General features: G+C 44.7%; 18 protein-coding genes. 14 read left to right on the top strand and 4 right to left on the bottom strand.

Going from position 1 to position 21,020, the window contains the following annotated elements; translation table 11 throughout:
- Positions 1-98: 98 nt before the first annotated feature.
- The gene (locus HQR03_RS07870) at positions 99-1,421 is read left to right on the top strand and encodes an O-acetylhomoserine aminocarboxypropyltransferase/cysteine synthase family protein (protein WP_173239792.1); all 1,323 of its coding nucleotides are present in this window, start codon (positions 99-101) and stop codon (positions 1,419-1,421) included.
- 134 nt (positions 1,422-1,555) lie between these two features.
- Here the strand turns inward: HQR03_RS07870 and HQR03_RS07865 are convergent, their stop codons facing one another.
- Positions 1,556-2,575 carry an adenosine kinase gene (locus HQR03_RS07865; protein ID WP_173239791.1) on the bottom strand — a complete coding sequence of 340 codons (1,020 nt, stop codon included), beginning with the start codon at positions 2,573-2,575 and terminating at the stop codon, positions 1,556-1,558.
- 52 nt (positions 2,576-2,627) lie between these two features.
- Complete coding sequence (gene rsmI, locus HQR03_RS07860; protein ID WP_173239790.1) at positions 2,628-3,593, bottom strand: 16S rRNA (cytidine(1402)-2'-O)-methyltransferase; 966 nt, start codon at positions 3,591-3,593, stop codon at positions 2,628-2,630.
- Between the two features lie 124 nt (positions 3,594-3,717).
- Between rsmI and HQR03_RS07855 the strand changes: the two genes are divergently transcribed.
- The 8 genes from HQR03_RS07855 (at position 3,718) to hisC (ending at position 12,032) form a co-directional block, all read left to right on the top strand.
- On the top strand, positions 3,718-4,242 hold the full coding sequence (locus HQR03_RS07855) for a YraN family protein (RefSeq protein WP_173239789.1): 525 nt from the start codon (positions 3,718-3,720) through the stop codon (positions 4,240-4,242).
- A gap of 284 nt (positions 4,243-4,526) precedes the next feature.
- Positions 4,527-5,375: a BON domain-containing protein gene (locus HQR03_RS07850; RefSeq protein ID WP_173239788.1), complete on the top strand. Its 849-nt coding sequence runs from the start codon at positions 4,527-4,529 to the stop codon at positions 5,373-5,375.
- Between the two features lie 218 nt (positions 5,376-5,593).
- Entirely contained in the window at positions 5,594-6,601 is a 1,008-nt protein-coding gene (locus HQR03_RS07845) for an alpha/beta hydrolase (protein ID WP_244952003.1), read from the top strand.
- 192 nt (positions 6,602-6,793) lie between these two features.
- Positions 6,794-7,039, top strand: a complete 246-nt coding sequence (locus tag HQR03_RS07840; protein WP_025652491.1) for a BolA family protein — start codon at positions 6,794-6,796, stop codon at positions 7,037-7,039.
- A 117-nt stretch (positions 7,040-7,156) separates the two neighbouring features.
- Complete coding sequence (murA, locus tag HQR03_RS07835; RefSeq protein ID WP_025652490.1) at positions 7,157-8,425, top strand: UDP-N-acetylglucosamine 1-carboxyvinyltransferase; 1,269 nt, start codon at positions 7,157-7,159, stop codon at positions 8,423-8,425.
- 118 nt (positions 8,426-8,543) lie between these two features.
- The gene (gene hisG, locus HQR03_RS07830) at positions 8,544-9,236 is read left to right on the top strand and encodes an ATP phosphoribosyltransferase (protein WP_101211148.1); all 693 of its coding nucleotides are present in this window, start codon (positions 8,544-8,546) and stop codon (positions 9,234-9,236) included.
- 279 nt (positions 9,237-9,515) lie between these two features.
- On the top strand, positions 9,516-10,811 hold the full coding sequence (gene hisD, locus HQR03_RS07825; RefSeq protein ID WP_173239787.1) for a histidinol dehydrogenase: 1,296 nt from the start codon (positions 9,516-9,518) through the stop codon (positions 10,809-10,811).
- Positions 10,812-10,898: 87 nt separating this feature from the next.
- Positions 10,899-12,032, top strand: a complete 1,134-nt coding sequence (gene hisC, locus HQR03_RS07820) for a histidinol-phosphate transaminase (RefSeq protein ID WP_173239786.1) — start codon at positions 10,899-10,901, stop codon at positions 12,030-12,032.
- 128 nt (positions 12,033-12,160) lie between these two features.
- Here hisC and HQR03_RS07815 read toward each other — a convergent pair whose 3' ends face one another.
- Positions 12,161-13,825, bottom strand: a complete 1,665-nt coding sequence (locus tag HQR03_RS07815; RefSeq protein ID WP_173239785.1) for an anthranilate synthase component I family protein — start codon at positions 13,823-13,825, stop codon at positions 12,161-12,163.
- Positions 13,826-13,828: 3 nt separating this feature from the next.
- On the bottom strand, positions 13,829-15,064 hold the full coding sequence (locus HQR03_RS07810) for a beta-ketoacyl-ACP synthase II (RefSeq protein WP_173239784.1): 1,236 nt from the start codon (positions 15,062-15,064) through the stop codon (positions 13,829-13,831).
- Positions 15,065-15,647: 583 nt separating this feature from the next.
- Here HQR03_RS07810 and HQR03_RS07805 point away from each other — a divergent pair.
- From HQR03_RS07805 to HQR03_RS07785, 5 genes are all read left to right on the top strand, one after another.
- Positions 15,648-16,748, top strand: a complete 1,101-nt coding sequence (locus HQR03_RS07805) for an EcsC family protein (protein WP_101211153.1) — start codon at positions 15,648-15,650, stop codon at positions 16,746-16,748.
- Positions 16,749-17,158: 410 nt separating this feature from the next.
- Positions 17,159-17,533: a 30S ribosomal protein S12 gene (gene rpsL, locus HQR03_RS07800; protein ID WP_010200611.1), complete on the top strand. Its 375-nt coding sequence runs from the start codon at positions 17,159-17,161 to the stop codon at positions 17,531-17,533.
- Positions 17,534-17,743: 210 nt separating this feature from the next.
- Entirely contained in the window at positions 17,744-18,217 is a 474-nt protein-coding gene (gene rpsG, locus HQR03_RS07795) for a 30S ribosomal protein S7 (RefSeq protein WP_025652483.1), read from the top strand.
- Positions 18,218-18,580: 363 nt separating this feature from the next.
- A complete protein-coding gene (gene fusA / locus HQR03_RS07790) occupies positions 18,581-20,707 on the top strand; it encodes an elongation factor G (protein ID WP_025652482.1) in 2,127 nt (708 codons plus the stop codon).
- Between the two features lie 223 nt (positions 20,708-20,930).
- On the top strand, positions 20,931-21,020 hold a 90-nt coding region (locus HQR03_RS07785; protein ID WP_173239198.1), incomplete at its 3' end, for a GTP-binding protein.

The following is a 21,020-nucleotide window of genomic DNA, read 5'->3' as shown; positions in this document are numbered from 1 at the left end:
ATTTATAAGATGGCTTTTTTAGAGATTATTGGTCAATCGATACCTTTAAATGATTTATTTTGATTGATGCTTTTTTAGTGACTACCAAGGAGTTTGTTATGAGTGATGGACAACCAGAGAGCAATTTAGATAACGGCACAAGACCTACGCAGCGTCTAGAGACCTTAGCGATTCATGCCGGTTATAGTGTTGAGCCAACGACCAAAGCGGTCGCTGTGCCTATTTATCACACCAGCTCGTATGCGTTTGATAATACCCAGCATGGCGCAGATTTGTTTGATTTAAAAGTCGCAGGTAATATCTATACCCGTATCATGAACCCAACCAATGCGGTATTAGAAGAACGCGTAGCAGCGCTAGAAGGTGGTATTGGCGCGCTTGCGGTTGCATCTGGTATGGCAGCCATTACTTATGCCATTCAAACCATTTGTGAAGCGGGTGATAATATCGTGGCGGTATCAACGCTATATGGTGGTACTTATAATCTATTTGCTCATGCTTTGCCGCGTCAAGGTATCGAAGTCCGCTTCTTTGATCACAAAAATCCTGAAGCGATTCGCGATTTAATCGATGATAAAACCAAGATGGTCTTTGCCGAAAGTATCGGTAATCCACTGGGTAATATTATTGATATCCAAGCACTCAGCGACATCGCGCATGAATATGGCGTACCGGTAGTGATTGATAGTACCGTTGCCACGCCAGCGATTTGCCGTCCGTTTGAGTTTGGCGCAGATATTGTCATTCATTCATTGACCAAATATATGAGCGGCACGGGCACGTCAATTGGTGGGGCGATTGTCGATAGTGGTACGTTCCCTTGGGGCGATTACCCAGAGCGCTTCCCGTTATTAAACACGCCAGACGACAGCTATCACGGTGTGAACTTCGTCAAAGACGTCGGCGCTGCGGCCTTTATCGCTCGTGCTCGCGTGGCACCATTACGTAATACTGGTGCAGCGTTAAGTCCGCTAAATGCGTTTGGTATCTTGCAAGGGATGGAGACATTGAGCTTACGTATGGAGCGTCATGTACAGAACGCGCAAGCCGTTGCTGAATATCTACGTGACCATGACAAGGTTGCTTGGGTAAAATACGCCGGTCTGCCAGATCATCCTGAGCATGAGCTTGCTAAGAAATACATGAAGGGCACGCCCTCTGCTATTTTGACCTTTGGGGTAAAAGGTGGCCTTGAAGCAGGGGCGCGCTTTATTGATGCGCTACAGCTGATAACGCGCTTGGTCAACATCGGTGATGCCAAATCATTGGCGTGTCATCCAGCGACCACGACCCATCGTCAGCTAAACGAGCAAGAACTTGCCAATGCTGGCGTGAGTACTGATATGGTGCGATTATCGATTGGTATTGAACATATCGATGATATCAAAGCGGATTTAGAGCAGGCATTAGCCGTGGCTTAATGTGCAAGTTTTTGATGTATTAAAAGTAGGTTCTCTTGAACATTGAAAAAAATAATCTGCCCAAAATAAAGCCCATGTCGATTCGATATGGGCTTTTTTATTAGCGCTTTTTTGTCTTAAAATATATAAAGAGATTAAGCGGACAGTACCCGTTTGGCAATCTCTTTATAGTCCTGCGGCATGAGTCGCGGGCCAAATTGTTGAATCACTTGTGCGGACACTTCGCTGGCAAGACGACCACATTCTGGTAAGGTGTAGTGCTGCGATAGCGCGTATAAGAACGCACCGGCATAGTTGTCGCCAGCTCCATTGGTATCGATGACATTGGCAACGACTGGCGTAGCAATATCATGGACGATTAACTCTGACTCGGCATCAGGTTTATGAGCGATAACGGCACCTTTTGCGCCATCAGTTACTACCGCGATTTGACAATGCTCAAGTAGCGCACGTGCAGCTGCTTTGACTTGTTTTTTATCCGTAAAGAGCTTGGCTTCTTCACTATTACAAAATATCACCGCCACTTTATTGCCCAGCATATTGAGCAAACCGTCTTTGGCAAATTTAACCACCGCTGGATCAGCGAAGCTCACCGCAATCTTTGCATTATGAATGCCAGCTTGCTGACGTAACTGAGTCATGGCTGGCTGGATGCTCTCGGACATGGCCAAATAGCCTTCTAGGTATAACCAATCTGCTTGCGTTAGCGCATCAAAATCGACGTTATCAGCGACAATATCGCTTGAGGTGCCTAGATAAGTCTGCATGGTACGTTCACCATCTTCGGTCACTGCAACCACACAAGATCCAGTTACACCACCTTCATGGATAGATTTGTCTGAGGTGGCGACGCCTGCTTCGTGCAAGTCCCTGAGGTAAAAGGCGCCTTGATCATCATCGCCCACACGGCACGCATAAAAGGGCTTGCCGCCTAAGCTGGCAAAGGCATACATGGTATTGGCAGCTGAGCCACCACCGGCTTGTTTTGATGGCGCAATTTCTGCAAGTTGGAAGTAGGCCAGCAGTTGCTGCTGCTCTTCAATACCTGCCAAGGTCATATTACCTTTGGTTAAATCTGTCTCTTCTAATGCTGCATCGGACAACACGTATTCGTGGTCAACCAAGGCATTCCCTATCGCCATTACATCGTACATTGTTCATTTCTCCTCAATTAAATTATAAACGGCTATTTTTGATATTCGAAAGTCATTCGGCTTGTAGTTCAAGCAAACGCTGATAAAGGGCATTCTTTTTGACGCCCGTAATATCGGACGCCAATGCAGCCGCTTTTTTGACCGATAAATCCTCTAACAAACGCTGTAATAATTTATCATGAATGCTGATATCGTCAGTATCTTGTGCCGCATCAACGCCAGCGACCACCACGACTATTTCGCCGCGCTGCTGATTGTCATCTGCTTTGACAAACTCAACCAAGTCGCCCAGCGTACTCTTACGAACAGTCTCAAAAGTCTTGGTCAATTCACGGCAAAAAGTCACGTCACGATCGTCGCCAAATATCGTCGCCATATCTTCTAAGCTGGCGATAATACGATGCGGTGCTTCATAAAATATCAATGTTTCGGTACGCGTGTTTAGAGCAGTCAGTTGTTTTTGGCGACCATGAGTTTTCGCTGGTAAAAAACCAATAAAGCTAAAACGGTCTGACGGCAATCCCGCTACAGACAATGCAGCAATAGCGGCAGATGCGCCAACGATAGGTGACACAGTAACCCCAGCGGCATGGGCAGCTTGCACCAATTGATAACCAGGGTCACTGACCAACGGCGTGCCGGCATCACTGATTAAGGCGACCGAATAACCTTGCCCGATCATCTCAATAATTTTAGGCGTTTGAATGGCGCTATTGTGCTCATGATAGGCCCACAGCTTATTATGTCCTTTTTGCTTACCTACAGTCTCGGTGGCATCGGCATTATCAGCGCTATTATGAGTGGCTGGCGCTTTGGTATCGTCCGTTTTACTGCCTTTGCTATCTTTAGTGTCGATGCCAAAATGCGACAACAGTTTACCTGAGGTACGGGTGTCTTCACAGGCAATGATAGCGACTTGCTTTAGGATATCGACCGCATGCGGCGTCATATCGGTGAGATTACCAATCGGCGTGGCAACGATATAAAGACAAGCTGGCATCGCAGTAGGGGTAGACATAAAACCTCGAAGTATTAAAAACAGGAATTAAAAAATAAGGTGGCGCTGGCATTTATCATATATCAATCATTCAAGTAGTGAATAATTAATAGCGATAAAAGGACGCAAAAGTGGTTAGTTTAGCATGTTGTGCTATGATAATTATGAAATGTTGAGCAGACCCATGGACGTTATGGCAGATCATAAACCTTTGACCCTTACTTCACCAAAACAGCGCCAAGGCAGCCGCTTTGAACAACGAGCGTGCGAGTTTTTACATGCGCAAGGATTGCAGCTGATTGCGCAAAACTGGCAGCAGCCTAAAGTTGGTGAATTAGATTTGGTAATGTTGGAGACGGGTTCAGCATGGTCGACGCTGGTATTTATTGAAGTACGCCAGCGCCAGCATTCAGGGTTTGGTGATGCCGCGCTTAGCGTTACGGCAAGCAAACAGCGTAAAGTGATCAAAACAGCTCGTTATTTTTTACAGGCGCACCCTGAATATAGTCACTATGAGTGCCGCTTTGATGTCATTGCTTATGATACGAATAAGGTCAATACTCGCAGCATTGTTGCTAACCATACAAATAGAAATAACGATTATATCAATGATAAATCAGAGAATAAGCCGGAGTGGCTAAAAAGCGCTTTTATAGCCAGCGCGTGGTAATGTTGCGTTTTGACTGTGTTACCAAACAGGCAAAGAAAATACGACGGCATGTTATCGTTACCAAAAACCTAACCGTCCACCGTAAAAATTAAGTAAAGTAATTGAACGAAAATGGCTAGTCGTAGAAACGATGACGTTAGCGATTACTCAGTCGATAATTCTTACTTTGATATTTGATATTCGATATTCGATATTCGATATTCGATATTTGATAGTTACTCAGTTAAAACTGCTAAACCAATTGAACCCAAACAATCGTCACATCATGCTCTAAGAGGTAAATAATGACACGGATGCATTTGCGCACTGCTATTTTTGGCTTATCACGTCGCACTGCGATAGGCGTTATGCTAATGACTGGTCTCATCAGTACAGGTTGTACCACCAATTATCTGACCAATAGTACCGAGGGCACCTATGGCGTGCCAATGACTGAGCGTACGATTCCACAGCGTCTGCTCGATCGTAGTATTGAGCATACGGTCAAAATCAATGTTTATGGTCTCAAAGAAGACCTACAGCAAACCAGCCGCATGGGCATTGATAGTTTTAACAGTGAAGTGTTGCTGACTGGCGAAGTGCCTACCGAAGCGATTAAAGCAGAAGTCGAAAAAGTCGTGAGCTCTATGCCCGATGTACGCAGTGTCTATAACGAGCTGAGCGTTAGTGCCTCGAAGGGTTATAGCTCAACGGTTCATGATGGCTATATCACCTCCAAGCTGCTGGCAAAAGTCGCGGCAAGTGATGGCGTCAAAGCCTCACAGATCAAAGCGGTGACCGATGATGGGGTGGTTTATATCATGGGACGCATGACGCCTACCCAGCAAAGCCACCTGATTGATATCGCTAACGACACAGTCGGAATCACAGAGCTGGTATTACTGACCACCGTCGTCGATGATAGAGGAGTTAAGTTGGCTGAAGACGATATTATGTATGAAGATAATTTGGCCAACCCTGCCACAGCGCCCGTTATCGACCCTAATGTAGCGTCTAACGTCAACCCTAATGTAAATAATGTCGCAACGGCTGATGCTGCTAGTACTGCGACGCCTATCGTTATAACAGAGGAAGGCGAGTCAGTTACTCAGCCGTCATCTAGTCCTTATATTGACCTTTATCAGAATCAGTAAGCCTTTATTGAGATCAACACGGCCTAATAGGCTTACTGCCGAACAATCACAATAAGCCTAAACAGCGGCAACAGTAAAAGCACGATAATGCATCGATCAGCCAGTAAGATATAACAGGTGAAGAATAGACAAGACAGACCCTAATGTTCATTCTATAAGACGGCTGTCGCAATGCTATTAGGTTTGACCAATATATAAATATAATAGGGATACTGACAATGAAAGATGCAAACAAGCGCGCGCAGCACAATACAATTAATCATAAAATAAACAATGAAAGCCTTGTTAGTAATACCGCTAGCAAACTAGGTATTTTAAAATTGACGGGCGCAGCCGCATTGGCAGTAGGTGGTATCGCACTTGCCGTTCAAAACGCACAAGCTTTGTCACCGCTCGCTGTGGTCAATGGCATTACGTCAAGTGGTGGTGTTGGTGTTAGTAAAAATATTCTATACGGTGATGAGCCATTACAAGATTTGGATATTTATTATCCCAAGCCTTTAGCCCAAGCTATGAAAGCCGAGAGTGCTACTAAAGATGCTGTTATTAATGACAGTTATCCGATGGTGGTTTTCGTCCATGGCGGCTCGTGGGAGAGTGGTAATAAGGAACAGTACGCCTTTGTCGGTCAAAGTTTGGCGCAGGCAGGTTATGTCACCGCCGTAATTAATTATCGTAAAGCACCTGAGCATGTATATCCCGATTACGTCGAAGATGCAGCGCAAGCGATTGCTTGGATTTTCGACAATGCGACCAGCTTGCATGCTGATCCAAAACGCTTGGCAGTGGTTGGGCATTCTGCTGGTGCGTTCAATGTGGTTGCTGCCGTTGCTAATGAAGATTTTTTAGCACCTTATGGTATTAAGCCAAAAGACATCAAGGCAGTTATTGGCATTGCAGGCCCTTATAGCTACGACTTTCGTAAGTTTGATAGCGCAACAGCTTTTGCTGCTGATGCCACACCAGACGAGGTTATGCCCGATCGTCATATCAAAGGCGAGCAGCCCCCTTATCTATTACTAACCGCCGAAAACGATAAAATCGTGTACGCTACCAATACGATTAAAATGACCAAAGCGTTAAAAAAAGCGGGTGTCACGGTAGAAAATGGTGAAATTGAAGGGGCCAGTCATGCGACCAGTATCGGAGCTATGGCGCCACCACTACGCTGGCTAAACGATGTGCGCGCGCAGGTTTTGACTTACTTGGATAAAGAGCTCAAGTAGTCGTGTTTGTTAATCTCAGTACTGCTTGAATGTCTAGCGTCTAGGATGTTCATAACCGTGTCGTCATTGCTGGTTTTATGGCTTAGGCGCAGTTGCATAAGACAGTACTGTAAGATGCTTAAACTCTTGTTATAATGTCGTCACTTTACCTCTATACCCTATTTAACACTTAAGGCAGAATATTCTATGAGCATGAACGCTGACGACCTGATTGCATTTTTACAGACTCATTTCCCAGACGCTTTTATTCAAGCTGCCAATCAAGGTAATAAGTTTGATGTACGCGTGGTTGATGCTAGTTTCGAAGGCAAGCGCGCCGTGCAACGCCAGCAAGCGATCTATGCGTTAGTCAACGACAAGATTGCCAGTGGTGATATTCACGCGCTCAATATTCAAGCGCTGACACCTGCTGAATGGGATGTTCAGTCAAAAGGTTAAATTTTTTATATACGCTGGGCTTGTACAGAACTGATTGTTTTAACGATTATTACAATGATTGGTTCGATAAGTCTGATTTTCACTATTTTTAATACTCATCGCTAGGTTGTCACTTCTATGGATCAATTTTTAATCACTGGTAGTAGTCGTATCGCAGGGGAAGTCACTATCTCAGGCGCCAAAAATGCTGCTTTGCCATTATTGGCAGCTATGATATTGGCCGAGACCCCAACGACATTGCACAATGTGCCCTCATTACAAGATGTGCGGACGTTGATTGAATTGATCAGTGGCATGGGTATCAAAATCCAAAAGCAGGACGATACTGTCACTTGTGATACCAAGAGTATTGATAATTTCTATGCGCCGTATGATTTGGTGAAGACCATGCGTGCCTCGATTTTAGTCCTTGGGCCATTGCTGGCACGTTTTGGTGAGGCAGAAGTGTCATTGCCCGGTGGCTGTGCGATTGGTTCACGTCCTGTAGACCAACATCTAAAAGCCTTTGAGGCGATGGGTGCTGAGATTAGTGTCGAGAATGGCTATGTAAAAGCAAAAGCGCCAAAAGGCGGCAAGCTGATTGGCTGTAACTTTTCATTTGACATGATCACCGTTGGCGGTACTGAAAACGTCATCATGGCCGCCGCACTTGCCAAAGGCACGACTGTTTTGGGTAATTGCGCGCTTGAGCCAGAAGTGGTCGATTTGGCCAATATGTTGGTGGCGATGGGCGCTAAAATAAGCGGTATCGGTACTTCTATCATGACCATCGAAGGCGTTGAACGCTTGCATGGTTGTGAGTATTCAGTGGTGCCAGATCGTATCGAAACTGGCTCCTACCTTGCTGGCGCGTTGATGACGCGCGGTGATGTGTTGACCAAAAACACATCTGCGCTGCTATTAACACCCGTGTTAGAAAAATTCGAAGATATGGGTGCGGTGATTACTAGCGGTGATGATTGGATTCGTGCACAAATGAAAGGTCGTCCACTGCCGGTTGATATCCGTACGCAGCCACACCCCGGCTTTCCAACAGATATGCAAGCGCAAGTCATGGCGATTGCTTGCTTGGCGAATGGCACCAGTACTTTTATCGAAAATATCTTTGAAAACCGCTATATGCATGTACCTGAGCTCAATCGTTTAGGCGCTTCTATCCAAGTAGATGGTCATACGGCGGTAGTCAAAGGGGTCGAAAACTTCACTGCTGCACCGGTAATGGCGACTGATTTACGTGCGTCTATGTCACTGGTGATGGCGGCAGCAACGGCGGAAGGTGAAAGCTTAATCGACCGTATTTATCATATCGATCGTGGCTATGAGCATGTTGAAGAAAAACTGCGTGCGCTTGGGGTCAATATCGAACGTATCAATACTAACGACTAAACTAACAACTAAACCAGCGATTAAGCTTGATTGGCTTTATAAAGTTGAACGTTTGGTGTTATAAATTAAAAAATCCTCTTTAGTGGGGATACTCACTGCACATGGACACGATGTCATTATGACTGAAGCAAGCAATAGCCTACCAAATGATGGTTTATTAAACGAAGTAAATGATGAGTTCTTTGGCTTAACACTGGCCTTATCAAAGGGTCGTATTTTAGAAGAGACCATGCCATTGCTACGCGCTGCTGGTGTTGAGCTATTAGAAGACCCGGAAGCCTCACGCAAACTTATTTTCCCGACCTCAAACCCGAACGTACGTGTCTTGATTTTACGCGCCAGTGATGTACCAACCTACGTTGAACACGGCGCTGCTGACTTTGGGGTAGCAGGCAAAGATGTATTGCTTGAGCATGGTGCCAACCATGTTTATGAGTTGCTTGATTTGAAAATTGCCCAATGTAAGCTGATGACCGCTGGCGTAAAAGATGCGCCACTACCCAATCGCCGCCTACGTATCGCCACCAAGTATGTCAATGTCGCCCGTGCTTACTTTGCCAGTCAAGGTCAGCAAGTCGACGTCATTAAACTGTATGGTTCGATGGAGCTTGCACCCTTAGTCGGTTTGGGTGATTTAATCGTCGATGTGGTCGATACGGGTAATACCTTGCGCGCGAATGGTCTGGAAGCGCGCGATCATATTTGCGACGTGTCATCACGCCTTATCGTCAATCAAGTCAGCTACAAGCGCAAATTTGCACTACTTGAGCCGATCTTGGACAGCTTTAAAGACAGCGTTGCTAGCAATTGATAAGACAGACATTCATAGAACAGTGACTATCACCAATAATGTAAAGCATTCATTGGTAATATAAAGCATGGTTATGCAGATTTTTAAACCAGTTTAGCGCTCTATGATAGACATAGCATGCTAAACTGGTTTTGTTGTGTGGGTTTGTCAGACGATAAAATCTGAATAAAACACGCACAGATAAGCTGACGAAAGCCTTTGCCACATTTATACCATTGGCTTTATTTTTCCATCGTTTATTTTTTAGCAGTATTTTATGCCCAGACATAGGATGAGGTCATGCGCCAGTTAAGTACCCAAGATGCCAGTTTTGATAGTGAATTGACACAGTTGCTTGCCTTTGAAACAGTCAATGATGCCGATTTATTAACAACCGTTGATGATATCATTGCGCAAGTGCGCCACGATGGTGATAGCGTCGTATTGGCGTTAACCCAGCAGTTTGACCAACATCCAGCGACGACGATGCAAGAGCTAGAGCTGTCGAAAGAGGCGCTTGCTGAAGCGTTTGCCAACCTTGATGAAAAAGTAAAAACAGCATTGACCACGGCAGCGACACGGGTGCAGACCTTTCATGAGCGCCAAGTACAAGAAACTTGGCACTATGAAGATGAGCTGGGCAATCGCTTAGGTCAAAAGGTGACTGCGCTCGATCGCGTCGGTATCTATGTACCCGGTGGTCTGGCATCTTATCCCTCTTCTGTATTGATGAATGCTATTCCTGCCAAAGTAGCTGGCGTTAATGAAGTGATTATGGTGGTACCAGCGCCTAAAGGCATACTCAATCCATTGGTATTGGCAGCAGCACATTTGGCACAAGTGGACCGCGTCTTTACCATTGGTGGTGCGCAAGCAGTGGCGGCACTGGCTTACGGTACTGAAACTATACCAGCGGTAGATAAAATCACTGGCCCTGGTAACAAGTACGTGGCAGCGGCAAAGCGTGCGGTATTTGGGCAAGTTGGTATTGATATGATTGCCGGTCCTTCTGAAGTGTTGGTCTATGCAGAAGGTGAGCCGCAAGATCGCGCTGATTGGCTAGCGATGGACTTGTTATCACAAGCTGAACATGACCGTATCGCCCAAGCCATCTTTGTCACGACCAGTGAACAGCAGCTTGCAGAAGTGGCTGCTGAAATTGAAAAAGCACTGGCAGAATTACCAAAAGCTGATATCGCTCGTGATTCATTACAAAACCGTGGCGCATTGATACTAGTGAAAGATAGAGCTGAAGGGTTGGCGCTCATTAATCGTATTGCCCCTGAGCATTTAGAGCTGTCTGTTGACCATCCTGATGCGCTGTTAAACGACATTCGTCATGCGGGTGCTATCTTTATGGGGCGTCATACGCCAGAGGCAATTGGTGACTACTGCGCAGGACCCAATCATGTGCTGCCAACTTCGGGCACTGCACGGTTCTCCTCACCGCTTGGTGTCTATGATTTTCAAAAGAAGTCATCGATTATTTATTGTAGTGAAGCGGGCAGTAAGCCACTGGCTGAAACGGCAGATATTTTAGCGCAGCGAGAAGACTTAGAAGCCCATGCGCGCTCAGCCCGTTATCGTTATCAGTAGTACACTTTGGATAGCTTAAGCGTTACTTTTGAGATTTTTTTGGACATTTACTTTTAATAGTCTTTGTGGCTAATTTTAGGATAATTTATGAGTGAATCAAAGATAGACACCAGACTTTGGTCATCTAAAGCGCGTCACTTGTCACCTTACGTGCCGGGTGAGCAGCCGCAGCACGAACATTTATGTAAATTAAACACCAATGAAAATCCTTTTCCGCCGTCACCGAAAGTAGGCCAGGCAATCGCTAAGGTGTTAGAGAAGCAAGCGGAAGATTTGCGCTTGTATCCTGCACCCGAATCTGATGATTTGCGGGCGGCCTTAGCGCAGCTTTATAGTCTTGAGGCAAACCAAGTCTTTGTCGGTAACGGTTCAGACGAAGTGTTGGCGCTCGTCTTTGCCAGTTTTTTCCTAAAAGAGCGTCCTGTCTTAGCACCTGATATCAGCTATAGTTTTTATCCGGTTTATGCACAGACGTTTGGTGTCGATCTGATACAAATTCCTTTAGAAGAAGACTTTAGTGTCGATCCTGATGCGTATCGTCAGCCTTGTAGCGGTATCATCATCGCCAATCCTAATGCGCCAACCGGTTTACTGTTATCGCTTGATGACATTCGTAAGCTGGCGGGTGAACACTCAAATGCAGTGGTTGTGATTGATGAGGCGTATATTGATTTTGCTCAAAGCACTGAAAATAATCAAGATACGACGGTTTCAGCCATTAGCTTGATTAATGAGTTTGATAATATTCTAGTGACGCAAACTTTTTCAAAATCACGCTCGCTCGCCGGTCTGCGCGTCGGTATGGCTTTTGGCAATGTCTCATTGATTGAAGCATTAACACGTATGAAAAACAGCTTTAACAGTTTTCCACTCGATAAGCTGGCGCAAGCTGGGGCGACTGCTAGTGTGATAGATGTCGAGTATTTTGAGCAAATGCGTCAGCAGGTTATGGACTTGCGCGAATCACTGACTGCAGATTTAACGGCACTTGGTTATGACGTGCTGCCATCGCATGCCAATTTTGTCTTTGCCCGTCCTAAAGATGGCAATGCTAGCACGGTGGCTTCTGCCCTACGTGAACAAGGTATCATTGTCCGTCATTTTGACAAACCGCGTATCAATGAGTACTTACGCATTACCATTGGTACGCCAGTACAACATGAGCGCCTGATTGAGGCCTTAAAAACGCTACATGACTCTAACGATATCGCTGCGGGTTAATGCGTAATCTTTTGGTTAGCTCATAACGACGATAGCTGAATTGCCGCAATAAATATCGACAATAAAGCCTGCTCAACGTCACGTTGGCAGGCTTTATTTTTTATCATAGGGTCATATAAATCTTAATATCATTTACTAGCACTATTGTCAGCAAGGACTGAGAGCAAATTACCTACCTTATCGAGGCATTCTTGATATTCTGCATCGCAGTCGGAGGCAACCGTGATGCCACCACCTGCCCAGAGACTGACTTGTCTATCACCATTCAATGAATTGGTGGCTTGCAGGGTACGAATGAGCACATTCCATTGGCCACTACCATCAAAGTTCATATAGCCCATGGTGCCACAATAAGCACCGCGCGGTGCAGTTTCCAGTTCGGATATAATCTCAACCGCCCGTTTTTTGGGCGTCCCCGTGATAGAGCCTGCGGGCAAACTGCCAAACAATACAGCTAATGGATGAGTATCTGCCTTTAACTCAGCGGTGATGGTACTCACCATATGATGCACATTGCTAAAGGTCTCAATCGCAAATAATTGCGGCACTTTGACGCTACCAATTTTGGCGTATTTACCCAAATCATTGCGCAGTAAGTCGACGATCATGACGTTTTCGGCACGGTCTTTTTCGCTATCGATAAGCTGCTGTTTATAAGCATTGTCTTGTACAGTATTCAATCCGCGTGGCATCGTTCCTTTGATTGGTTTGGTACGAATATGATGTTTGCCAGTGTTCGTCTCTTTTGTAAAGGTAAAAAATAACTCAGGCGAGCAGCTTAGTAGCTCAAAATCACTTTCACCCTTATTTGCATGGCCCTCACGATCAAGATGACTGATTTGTAAGTACCCTGCAAAGGGAGCTTTGGTATTTCGATGTAGGGCAGGTAAGTAATCAACCAGTTTCGTTGCGCTACCATGATTAGTAATATTATTAAAAGTGCCTTGCCATGCTTGCGTCAGATTGATTTGATAACAGTCGCCTTGCTGTAGATACTGTTGAGTTTTTGCAAAAGCCCTTTGATAATCATTTTTATGCCAGCGCTCGTTCAATATTAATGGCGCCAACGGTGGCTCATTATCATGAGAGGGTTTGTTTCTACTAGATAGTTGATGCTCTAGCGTGTCTAAATACGATATAAGCGCTGATAGTGTGGCGTCTGTTGCTTCACTAGCAGTATTTAAACCTAGCGTATTTAGCCTCCAGCCATTTTCTTTATCTGATGGGGTGAGGTAGATATCGTAATGTCCCAAAATGGCACAAGGCTGCGTTGCTAGCTCAATATGTGCAGCTGGGCTAAGCTCATGAGCAGCGATATCGTAACCGATAAAGCCTATCAGACCATGATGATAACTTGGTTTTTCATTTAAATCGCTTACTGGTTCTGGGTTTTCATTATTAGCATCATAAGTTTGACTATAACTGATTAATTCATCTTGCCATGTGGTATAGCTCATATACGTTATTGTTGACGCGCTGCTATTATCACGGCATGCATCACGGCATTTTTTAACCACTTTGTAAGCCGCTGTCTTCTCATTAGTTAGCTTATCATTGGTAGCGTCATAATGGATTGACCAGCTGACTTTAGGTAGCAAGCCGATCACTGGTCGACCGTCATTATTTAGCCAAACCAATTGCCAGTTTGACTCAGTATCTTGTGATATTAAATGATGCTGTAGTTTTGGCATCAGCTCTGCAGACGTTAGCCCACCAAAACGCCAGCTAGGTTTAGTAGCTGGCGATAGGGCAGAAGCTGTCTGCTCAGTATTCTTGTGATTTTTTACAGGCATAGGTTACGCGTCAAACTTTTTGATAATTAAGGTGGCATTGGTACCGCCAAAGCCAAAGCTATTACTCATCAAGGTTTCGAGATTGGCGTCGCGTTTTTCGGTGACGATATCAAAGCCTTCAGCCGCAGGGTCTAAATTCTCAACATTAATACTTGGCGCAATGAAGCCTTCTTGTAGCATCAGTAAGCAATAGATTAATTCTTGCGCACCGACGGCACCCAAGCTATGACCGGTCATTGACTTGGTCGAGCTGATAGGCGGGACTTTGTTGACATCATTACCGAATACTTTAGCAATCGCTTTAAGCTCAGTGATATCACCTAGTGGCGTACTCGTACCGTGGCTATTGATATAATCGACGCTTTGTAAGCCCGCTTCGGCTAGTGCTTGCTGCATACAGCGTACTGCACCTTCACCGCTTGGTGCGACCATTTCTGCACCATCAGAGCTGGCCCCGTAGCCGACAATTTCAGCCAATATATTGGCACCACGTGCTTGAGCATGCTCTAAGCTCTCAACAACAACCATCGCGCCACCAGCGGCAATGACAAAACCATCACGGTCTTTGTCATACGCTCTTGAGGCAAGTTGTGGCGTGTCATTATACTGAGTACTGACCGCACCCATGGCATCAAACATACATGACTGCGTCCAGTGTTCCGCTTCACTACCACCAGCGAGCACAATATCAGCTTTACCGAGCTGAATAAGCTCAGCGGCATGGCCGATACAGTGGGTTGAGGTCGCGCAAGCAGAGGCAAGAGAGTAGGAAACACCCTGAATTTTTAGCCCAGTGGCCAAGGCGGCGGATACCGAGCTGCCCATCGTTTTTGGCACCGCCATCGCACCGACACCGCGTAGACCTTTTTCACGCATCGCATCTATGGCATTGACGATATTTTCTGTCGATGCGCCGCCCGAGCTGGCTACGACGCCCACACGTGGATTGCTATTGATAGTCTCAAGCGATAAGCCAGCGTGCTCGATTGCATTCAAGGCGCTAACATAGGCATAGAGGCTGGCATCACTAAAGAAGCGCTTTAATTTACGATCTATAGCGGAGGTGTCAAGTTCTGCTTTATCGATACTGCCACTAACGTGCGACTTAAATTCATGCTCAGCATAAGAGTCGTTAAATGTAATGCCAGACTGCCCTTGCTTAAGAGCGGCAGTGACGGTGGCTAAATCATGTCCGATACAAGAGACAATCCCTGCTCCAGTGATAACAACGCGGCGCATATTCTATTCCTTATTAATAACGATTTTTGATAATTACCTTTAATAATCGCTTTTGAGTCCAACATTCTATTATGTAGCGGTTGGCATGGCTGTTTTTTGTAGCAATAGCCTGATGAAGACAGCCTAGAGGCTTAAATAACGACTATTTCTAACAAGTCTTTTAACCTATATAGGCCGCTTTCACAGGATTATTGCTTTTATCATAGAACCAAATCCATGATAAATAGTGGCCAGCTAATGCCTCAGCCTATGCCATATGATAACGTATCAAGGGTTCAAAATCTTTGGATAAGTGCAAAATAACGACAAAACATTGATTACGGTTAAAAGTGACTATCCCTGTCTGTTTTGCGATATGATAATCGTTGTTTTGGTCATTGAGACATGGCTATTTTTGTCCAAATAAAAGCAGGGTAGAGGGGTAGGAGAAGGTCGACAATTATAAATAAACTATACTTTTAGATACAAAATTTGTGAGCGCGATAACATTGTTCGCACTGACAGCCGTTTGCCTCATTGGCTAAAATGACCCATTCATTACTACTATAAAAAAACGACCAATCATCATATTAAGGACATCACGATGGCAAAGCGTAGCACTCTCTCTAAAGGCATCAACACTATTGGCTCTTTTACGCGCAATAATCTGGAGCGCATGGGTGCAGTGATTGACAGCATGAATGCAAAAACGGGTAAGCCAAGTCACTATAAAGCGGTAAATCTAGGCGATGAAGATTTTCAACAAGACCTATTCCGAGAACAAACCCTAAAGGCGACCCAGCAGTTATTGGGCACACGATTTGCGACTTATGGCAAGTATGCCAAAAAAGTAGTGCCGAATAGTTTATTCCAATCGACGGTTGACGGGGCATTTGCACAAATTGCTAAGCTTGCAGCCACTTGGAGCCAGATTGATTTGCCCAATGAGCATCGTTTTGCCAGCGTGGCGAGTTTAGACGATGAAGAGCGCTACGCATTGGCGACCGACATTGCCAATCAAAACCGTGCGCTTGCTACGATTGGTGGTTTGACTGGTTTGGCCGGACTACCAGGTTTGTTGGCTGATACTTTATGGCTATTGCTGGTCTCTTTGCGTACCGTTTATCAATTGGCGGCGGTTTATAATAAGCCGTTGACAGGTAAGCAAGGCGTGAAGATGGCGTACGAGCTGCTTGCCAATGCTGACCTCAGCAAGATGCAAGAAAAACAAGCGCTACTGGCGGGCATTGGTATTGGTAAAGGCTTACTGGATAATGCGCAAAGCAGCGGTTTACACAATGAGCTTAAAAATCTAGGTCTTAAAAATAAAAATGTGAACTTCTATGCTGAACAAGTAGACAATATTGCCAGTCAAGTAGGCATCGATCTTGATCAGATCAATTTGTCATGGATACGTCGTTTTTTACCAGGCACTGCGGTAATAGTAGGTATGCGTTATAATAGTCAGCTCATTGACGAGGTTATCGGGGTAGCGCAAGCAACCTTTGCTCCAGAAGCAAAACTTGCCAATCGTGCGATTACTGATGATAGCGGTAGCGAGGAAGAGGTAAGTAAAACCACCAGTAACGATGAACAGAAAGAGCCAAAAGACCAAGACAGTAAAAAAGACAGCTCAGATAAATCGTCAGATAGCCAGCCAAAAAATACAGAGACGGACAAAGCAGCTGACCAACCAAAGAAGTAAATTGAAATAACGGTCCATATTTAAATGTAGCGATATTTTCTTGGCTGTCTTGAAAAACAAGATAATATCGCCATTTAATGGTCACGAACTGCCAAGCATTTATCTCTAAATATCTTTTATCGATAATGCTTGTGTTCATACTGCCTAAGTCTGCCAGCTTTACCGTATTTAACGTCTTGTTTTTCAGCTATTTTTTAGTGCAGAACAGATAAAGTGTTATAGTGGTAGGCTTAATGCATATATATCGAATGTTGTAAAGTAAAACCACTCATAAGTGGTTGAATTAGCAGCAACAACTCTTTATAATATACTGTCCTAAAAATGGGTGTGCCGAAATCTGCGAATTGCGTCAGATCGATGGTGCATTGCCCCATTTTTTTGTTTTATACCAAACGGGAGAAGGATGCCTCATGGCAACAACTAACCAATTGATTCGCAAGGGTCGCAAAACCATCAAGGAAAAGTCAAAAGTTCCTGCGTTGCAAGCGTGCCCACAACGTCGCGGTGTATGTACTCGTGTATATACTACCACGCCTAAAAAACCTAACTCAGCCATGCGTAAAGTATGTCGTGTACGTTTGACTTCAGGCTATGAAGTATCAAGCTACATCGGCGGCGAAGGTCATAACCTACAAGAGCACAGTGTTGTTCTTATCCGTGGTGGTCGTGTAAAAGATCTACCAGGTGTACGTTATCATACCGTTCGCGGTGCACTAGATTGCGCAGGCGTTAAAGACCGTAGACAAGGTCGCTCTAAATATGGTGCCAAGAAGCCTAAAGCTTAATATTAGCTTAGCTTATTTGCATTACCCAATAACTGTGCATGGGTTCGGTGTCAGCGGTAGTATTGGTTAATATAAATTATTTTATATCGACTGGTTACTCGCAAACATACCACCATGCAGTAAGGCTAACTGACAACTCATCACCCTGTCCTATTATGACAAGTATGATGTTGTGAATGTTGGACACTCCTGAAGACAAGGAAATTTATTATGCCAAGACGTCGCGTCGTTGCTACCCGTGAGATCCTACCGGATCCTAAGTTTGGTAGCCAAACTGTTGCAAAATTCATCAACCATGTAATGAGTGATGGTAAAAAATCTACTGCTGAGCGTATCGTTTACGGTGCTCTTGAGACAGTAAGTGAAAAGCGTAAGATTGAAGATCCAGTCTCTTTCTTCGAAGAAGTTTTAGAGAATGTACGCCCAATGGTAGAAGTAAAAGCTCGCCGTGTTGGTGGTGCTACCTACCAAGTACCAATGGAAGTACGCCCCTCCCGTCGTACTGCCTTGGCTATGCGTTGGTTAGCTGAAGCTGCTGCAAAGCGTTCTGAAAAATCTATGGCTTTACGTTTGGCTGGCGAATTGAATGATGCCGCTGATGGTAAAGGCAACGCTATGAAGAAACGTGACGAAGTTCACCGTATGGCAGATGCTAACAAAGCGTTCTCTCATTACCGTTTCTAAGCTATTTTTTAGACTACCTATCAAGAGTAGTTTTAAAGAAATAGCTGATGCTAGTTAATTATTTATTCTATTGATTGCCGTCATCCTCATCAGATTATTGATATTTTTTCATCGTAAGATAATAAAATACTCACATAATCTGGATGGCGGACATCTGTCAAGATGCTGTCCTTAAAAGGATACTGTTCTTTATAGACAGCATCCCAAATTTGATGCCGCACTATTCTAAGTATTTGCTCTTTTTTTGTCCGTATTAGGCCCAATAATCAGTAAGTAATATTACGAAGCTGACTGCTTTGTCATAGAGTATGAGGTAGAGATACAACACATTAATATATACACGAATTTCCCTAGGAAAACACTATGGCTCGTAAAACTCCCCTAAAACGCTATCGCAATATTGGCATTTCTGCGCACATTGATGCTGGTAAAACGACCACGACAGAGCGTGTCTTATTCTATACCGGCGTTAGCCACAAGCTTGGTGAAGTTCATGATGGCGCAGCCACCATGGATTGGATGGAGCAAGAACAAGAGCGCGGTATTACTATTACTTCTGCGGCGACGACTTGCTTTTGGTCAGGTATGGCAAAGCAGTTTGACGAACATCGTATCAACATTATTGACACCCCAGGTCACGTTGATTTCACGATCGAAGTTGAACGTTCTATGCGTGTACTTGATGGCGCTTGCATGGTTTACTGTGCAGTAGGCGGCGTTCAGCCACAGTCTGAGACCGTATGGCGTCAGGCAAACAAATATAAAGTTCCACGTCTTGCATTTGTAAACAAAATGGATCGCGTTGGCGCTGATTTTTATCGTGTTATTGAGCAAATCAAAACTCGTCTAGGTGGCAACCCTGTACCATTGGTTATTCCAATTGGTAAAGAAGATGACTTCGAAGGCGTTGTTGATCTTGTGACTATGAAAGCTCTATATTGGGATGAAGCGTCTCAAGGTATGGAATTTGAAGAGCGCGAAATCCCAGCTGAACTACAAGAAAAAGCGGAAGAGTATCGCGAACATCTTGTAGAAAATGCCGCTGAAGCATCAGAAGAACTCATGAATGAGTATCTTGAAAACGGTGAATTGTCTGTAGAGCAAATCAATGCTGCTATTCGTCAGTTGACTATTGATAATCAAATCATTCCACTACTTTGTGGTACTGCCTTTAAAAACAAAGGTGTACAAAAAATGTTGGATGCGGTTATTCAGTATCTGCCTGCGCCAATGGATGTACCAGCTATCCGCGGTATTCTTGATGACAAAGAAGAAAGTGAAGGCACTCGTGAAGCATCAGACGAAGCCCCATTCTCAGCTTTAGCATTCAAAATCATGAATGATAAGTTCGTTGGTAACTTAACCTTCGTTCGTGTTTATTCAGGTGTTTTGACGCAAGGTAGCAGTGTCTATAACCCAGTTAAAATGAAGCGTGAGCGCGTTGGTCGTATCGTACAGATGATGGCGAACTCTCAAGAAGAGCTTGCAGAAATTCGTACTGGTGATATCGCAGCATTGGTTGGCATGAAAGATGTGACGACTGGTGATACGCTATGTGATGAGCAAAATGTTATCACACTTGAGCGTATGGAATTCCCAGATCCAGTTATCAGTCTTGCCGTTGAACCTAAGACCAAAGCTGACCAAGAAAGAATGTCTATCGCTTTAGGTCGTTTGGCCAAAGAAGATCCATCGTTCCGTGTACATACTGACGAAGAATCTGGTCAGACGATCATCAGTGGTATGGGTGAGCTGCATCTAGAGATTCTAGTTGACCGTATGAAGCGTGAATTTAACGTTGAAGCCAACATCGGTGCGCCGCAGGTTGCTTATCGTGAGACGATTCGTGAGACGGTTGAGCAAGAAGGCAAATTCGTACGTCAAACAGGTGGTCGTGGTAAATTTGGTCACGTTTGGTTACGTCTTGAGCCTATGGATCCAGCGGGCGACGTTCTATATGAATTCGCTGAAGAAGTGGTTGGTGGTACGGTACCAAAAGAGTTCCACGGTGCGGTTGATAAAGGTATTCAAGAGCGCATGAAAAACGGCGTACTTGCTGGCTATCCAATCGTTGGCGTAAAAGCGACGTTGTATGACGGTTCTTACCATGATGTTGACTCGGATGAGCTATCATTTAAAATGGCTGGTTCTATCGCTTTCAAAAAAGGCTTCATGGCAGCAAACCCTGCACTACTTGAGCCAGTGATGAAAGTTGAAGTTGAGACCCCTGAAGATTACATGGGCGACATCATGGGCGATTTAAACCGTCGTCGTGGTATGGTTCAAGGTATGGAAGATTTACCTGGTGGTACTAAGCAGATTCGTGCAGAAGTCCCATTAGCGGAAATGTTTGGCTATGCCACACAGATGCGCTCAATGTCTCAAGGCCGTGCAACATACTCAATGGAATTCCAAAAGTACGCTGAGATTCCAAAATCAGTGGCCGCTGACATCATCTCTAAGTTCAACTCTAAAGATGGCGACGAGTAAATAATCGTTATTTAATAATGACAATATAGGGCATATCTTTATATTGTCATTGAAGAATACGCCAATAATTGGTTAAAAGACTTGTTATTGGCCGTGATTTTCTTATAATATCTGCACATTAGTATGTGCACCCTTTTAACAATTATCTTAATGTGGTCAGGATTGTCTCAACTACTGTATTTATCATAGTTGAACACTGCCCCCAAAAAAAGAGGAAATACCCATGGCAAAGGCCAAGTTTGAACGCAGCAAGCCACACGTCAACGTCGGTACCATCGGACACGTTGACCACGGTAAAACCACACTAACCGCC

Source organism: Psychrobacter okhotskensis, assembly GCF_013248965.1.
Classification (GTDB): Bacteria; Pseudomonadota; Gammaproteobacteria; order Pseudomonadales; family Moraxellaceae; genus Psychrobacter; species Psychrobacter okhotskensis.
Note: the sequence above shows the minus strand (reverse complement) of the source record. Positions and strands in the feature narration are given on the sequence as shown.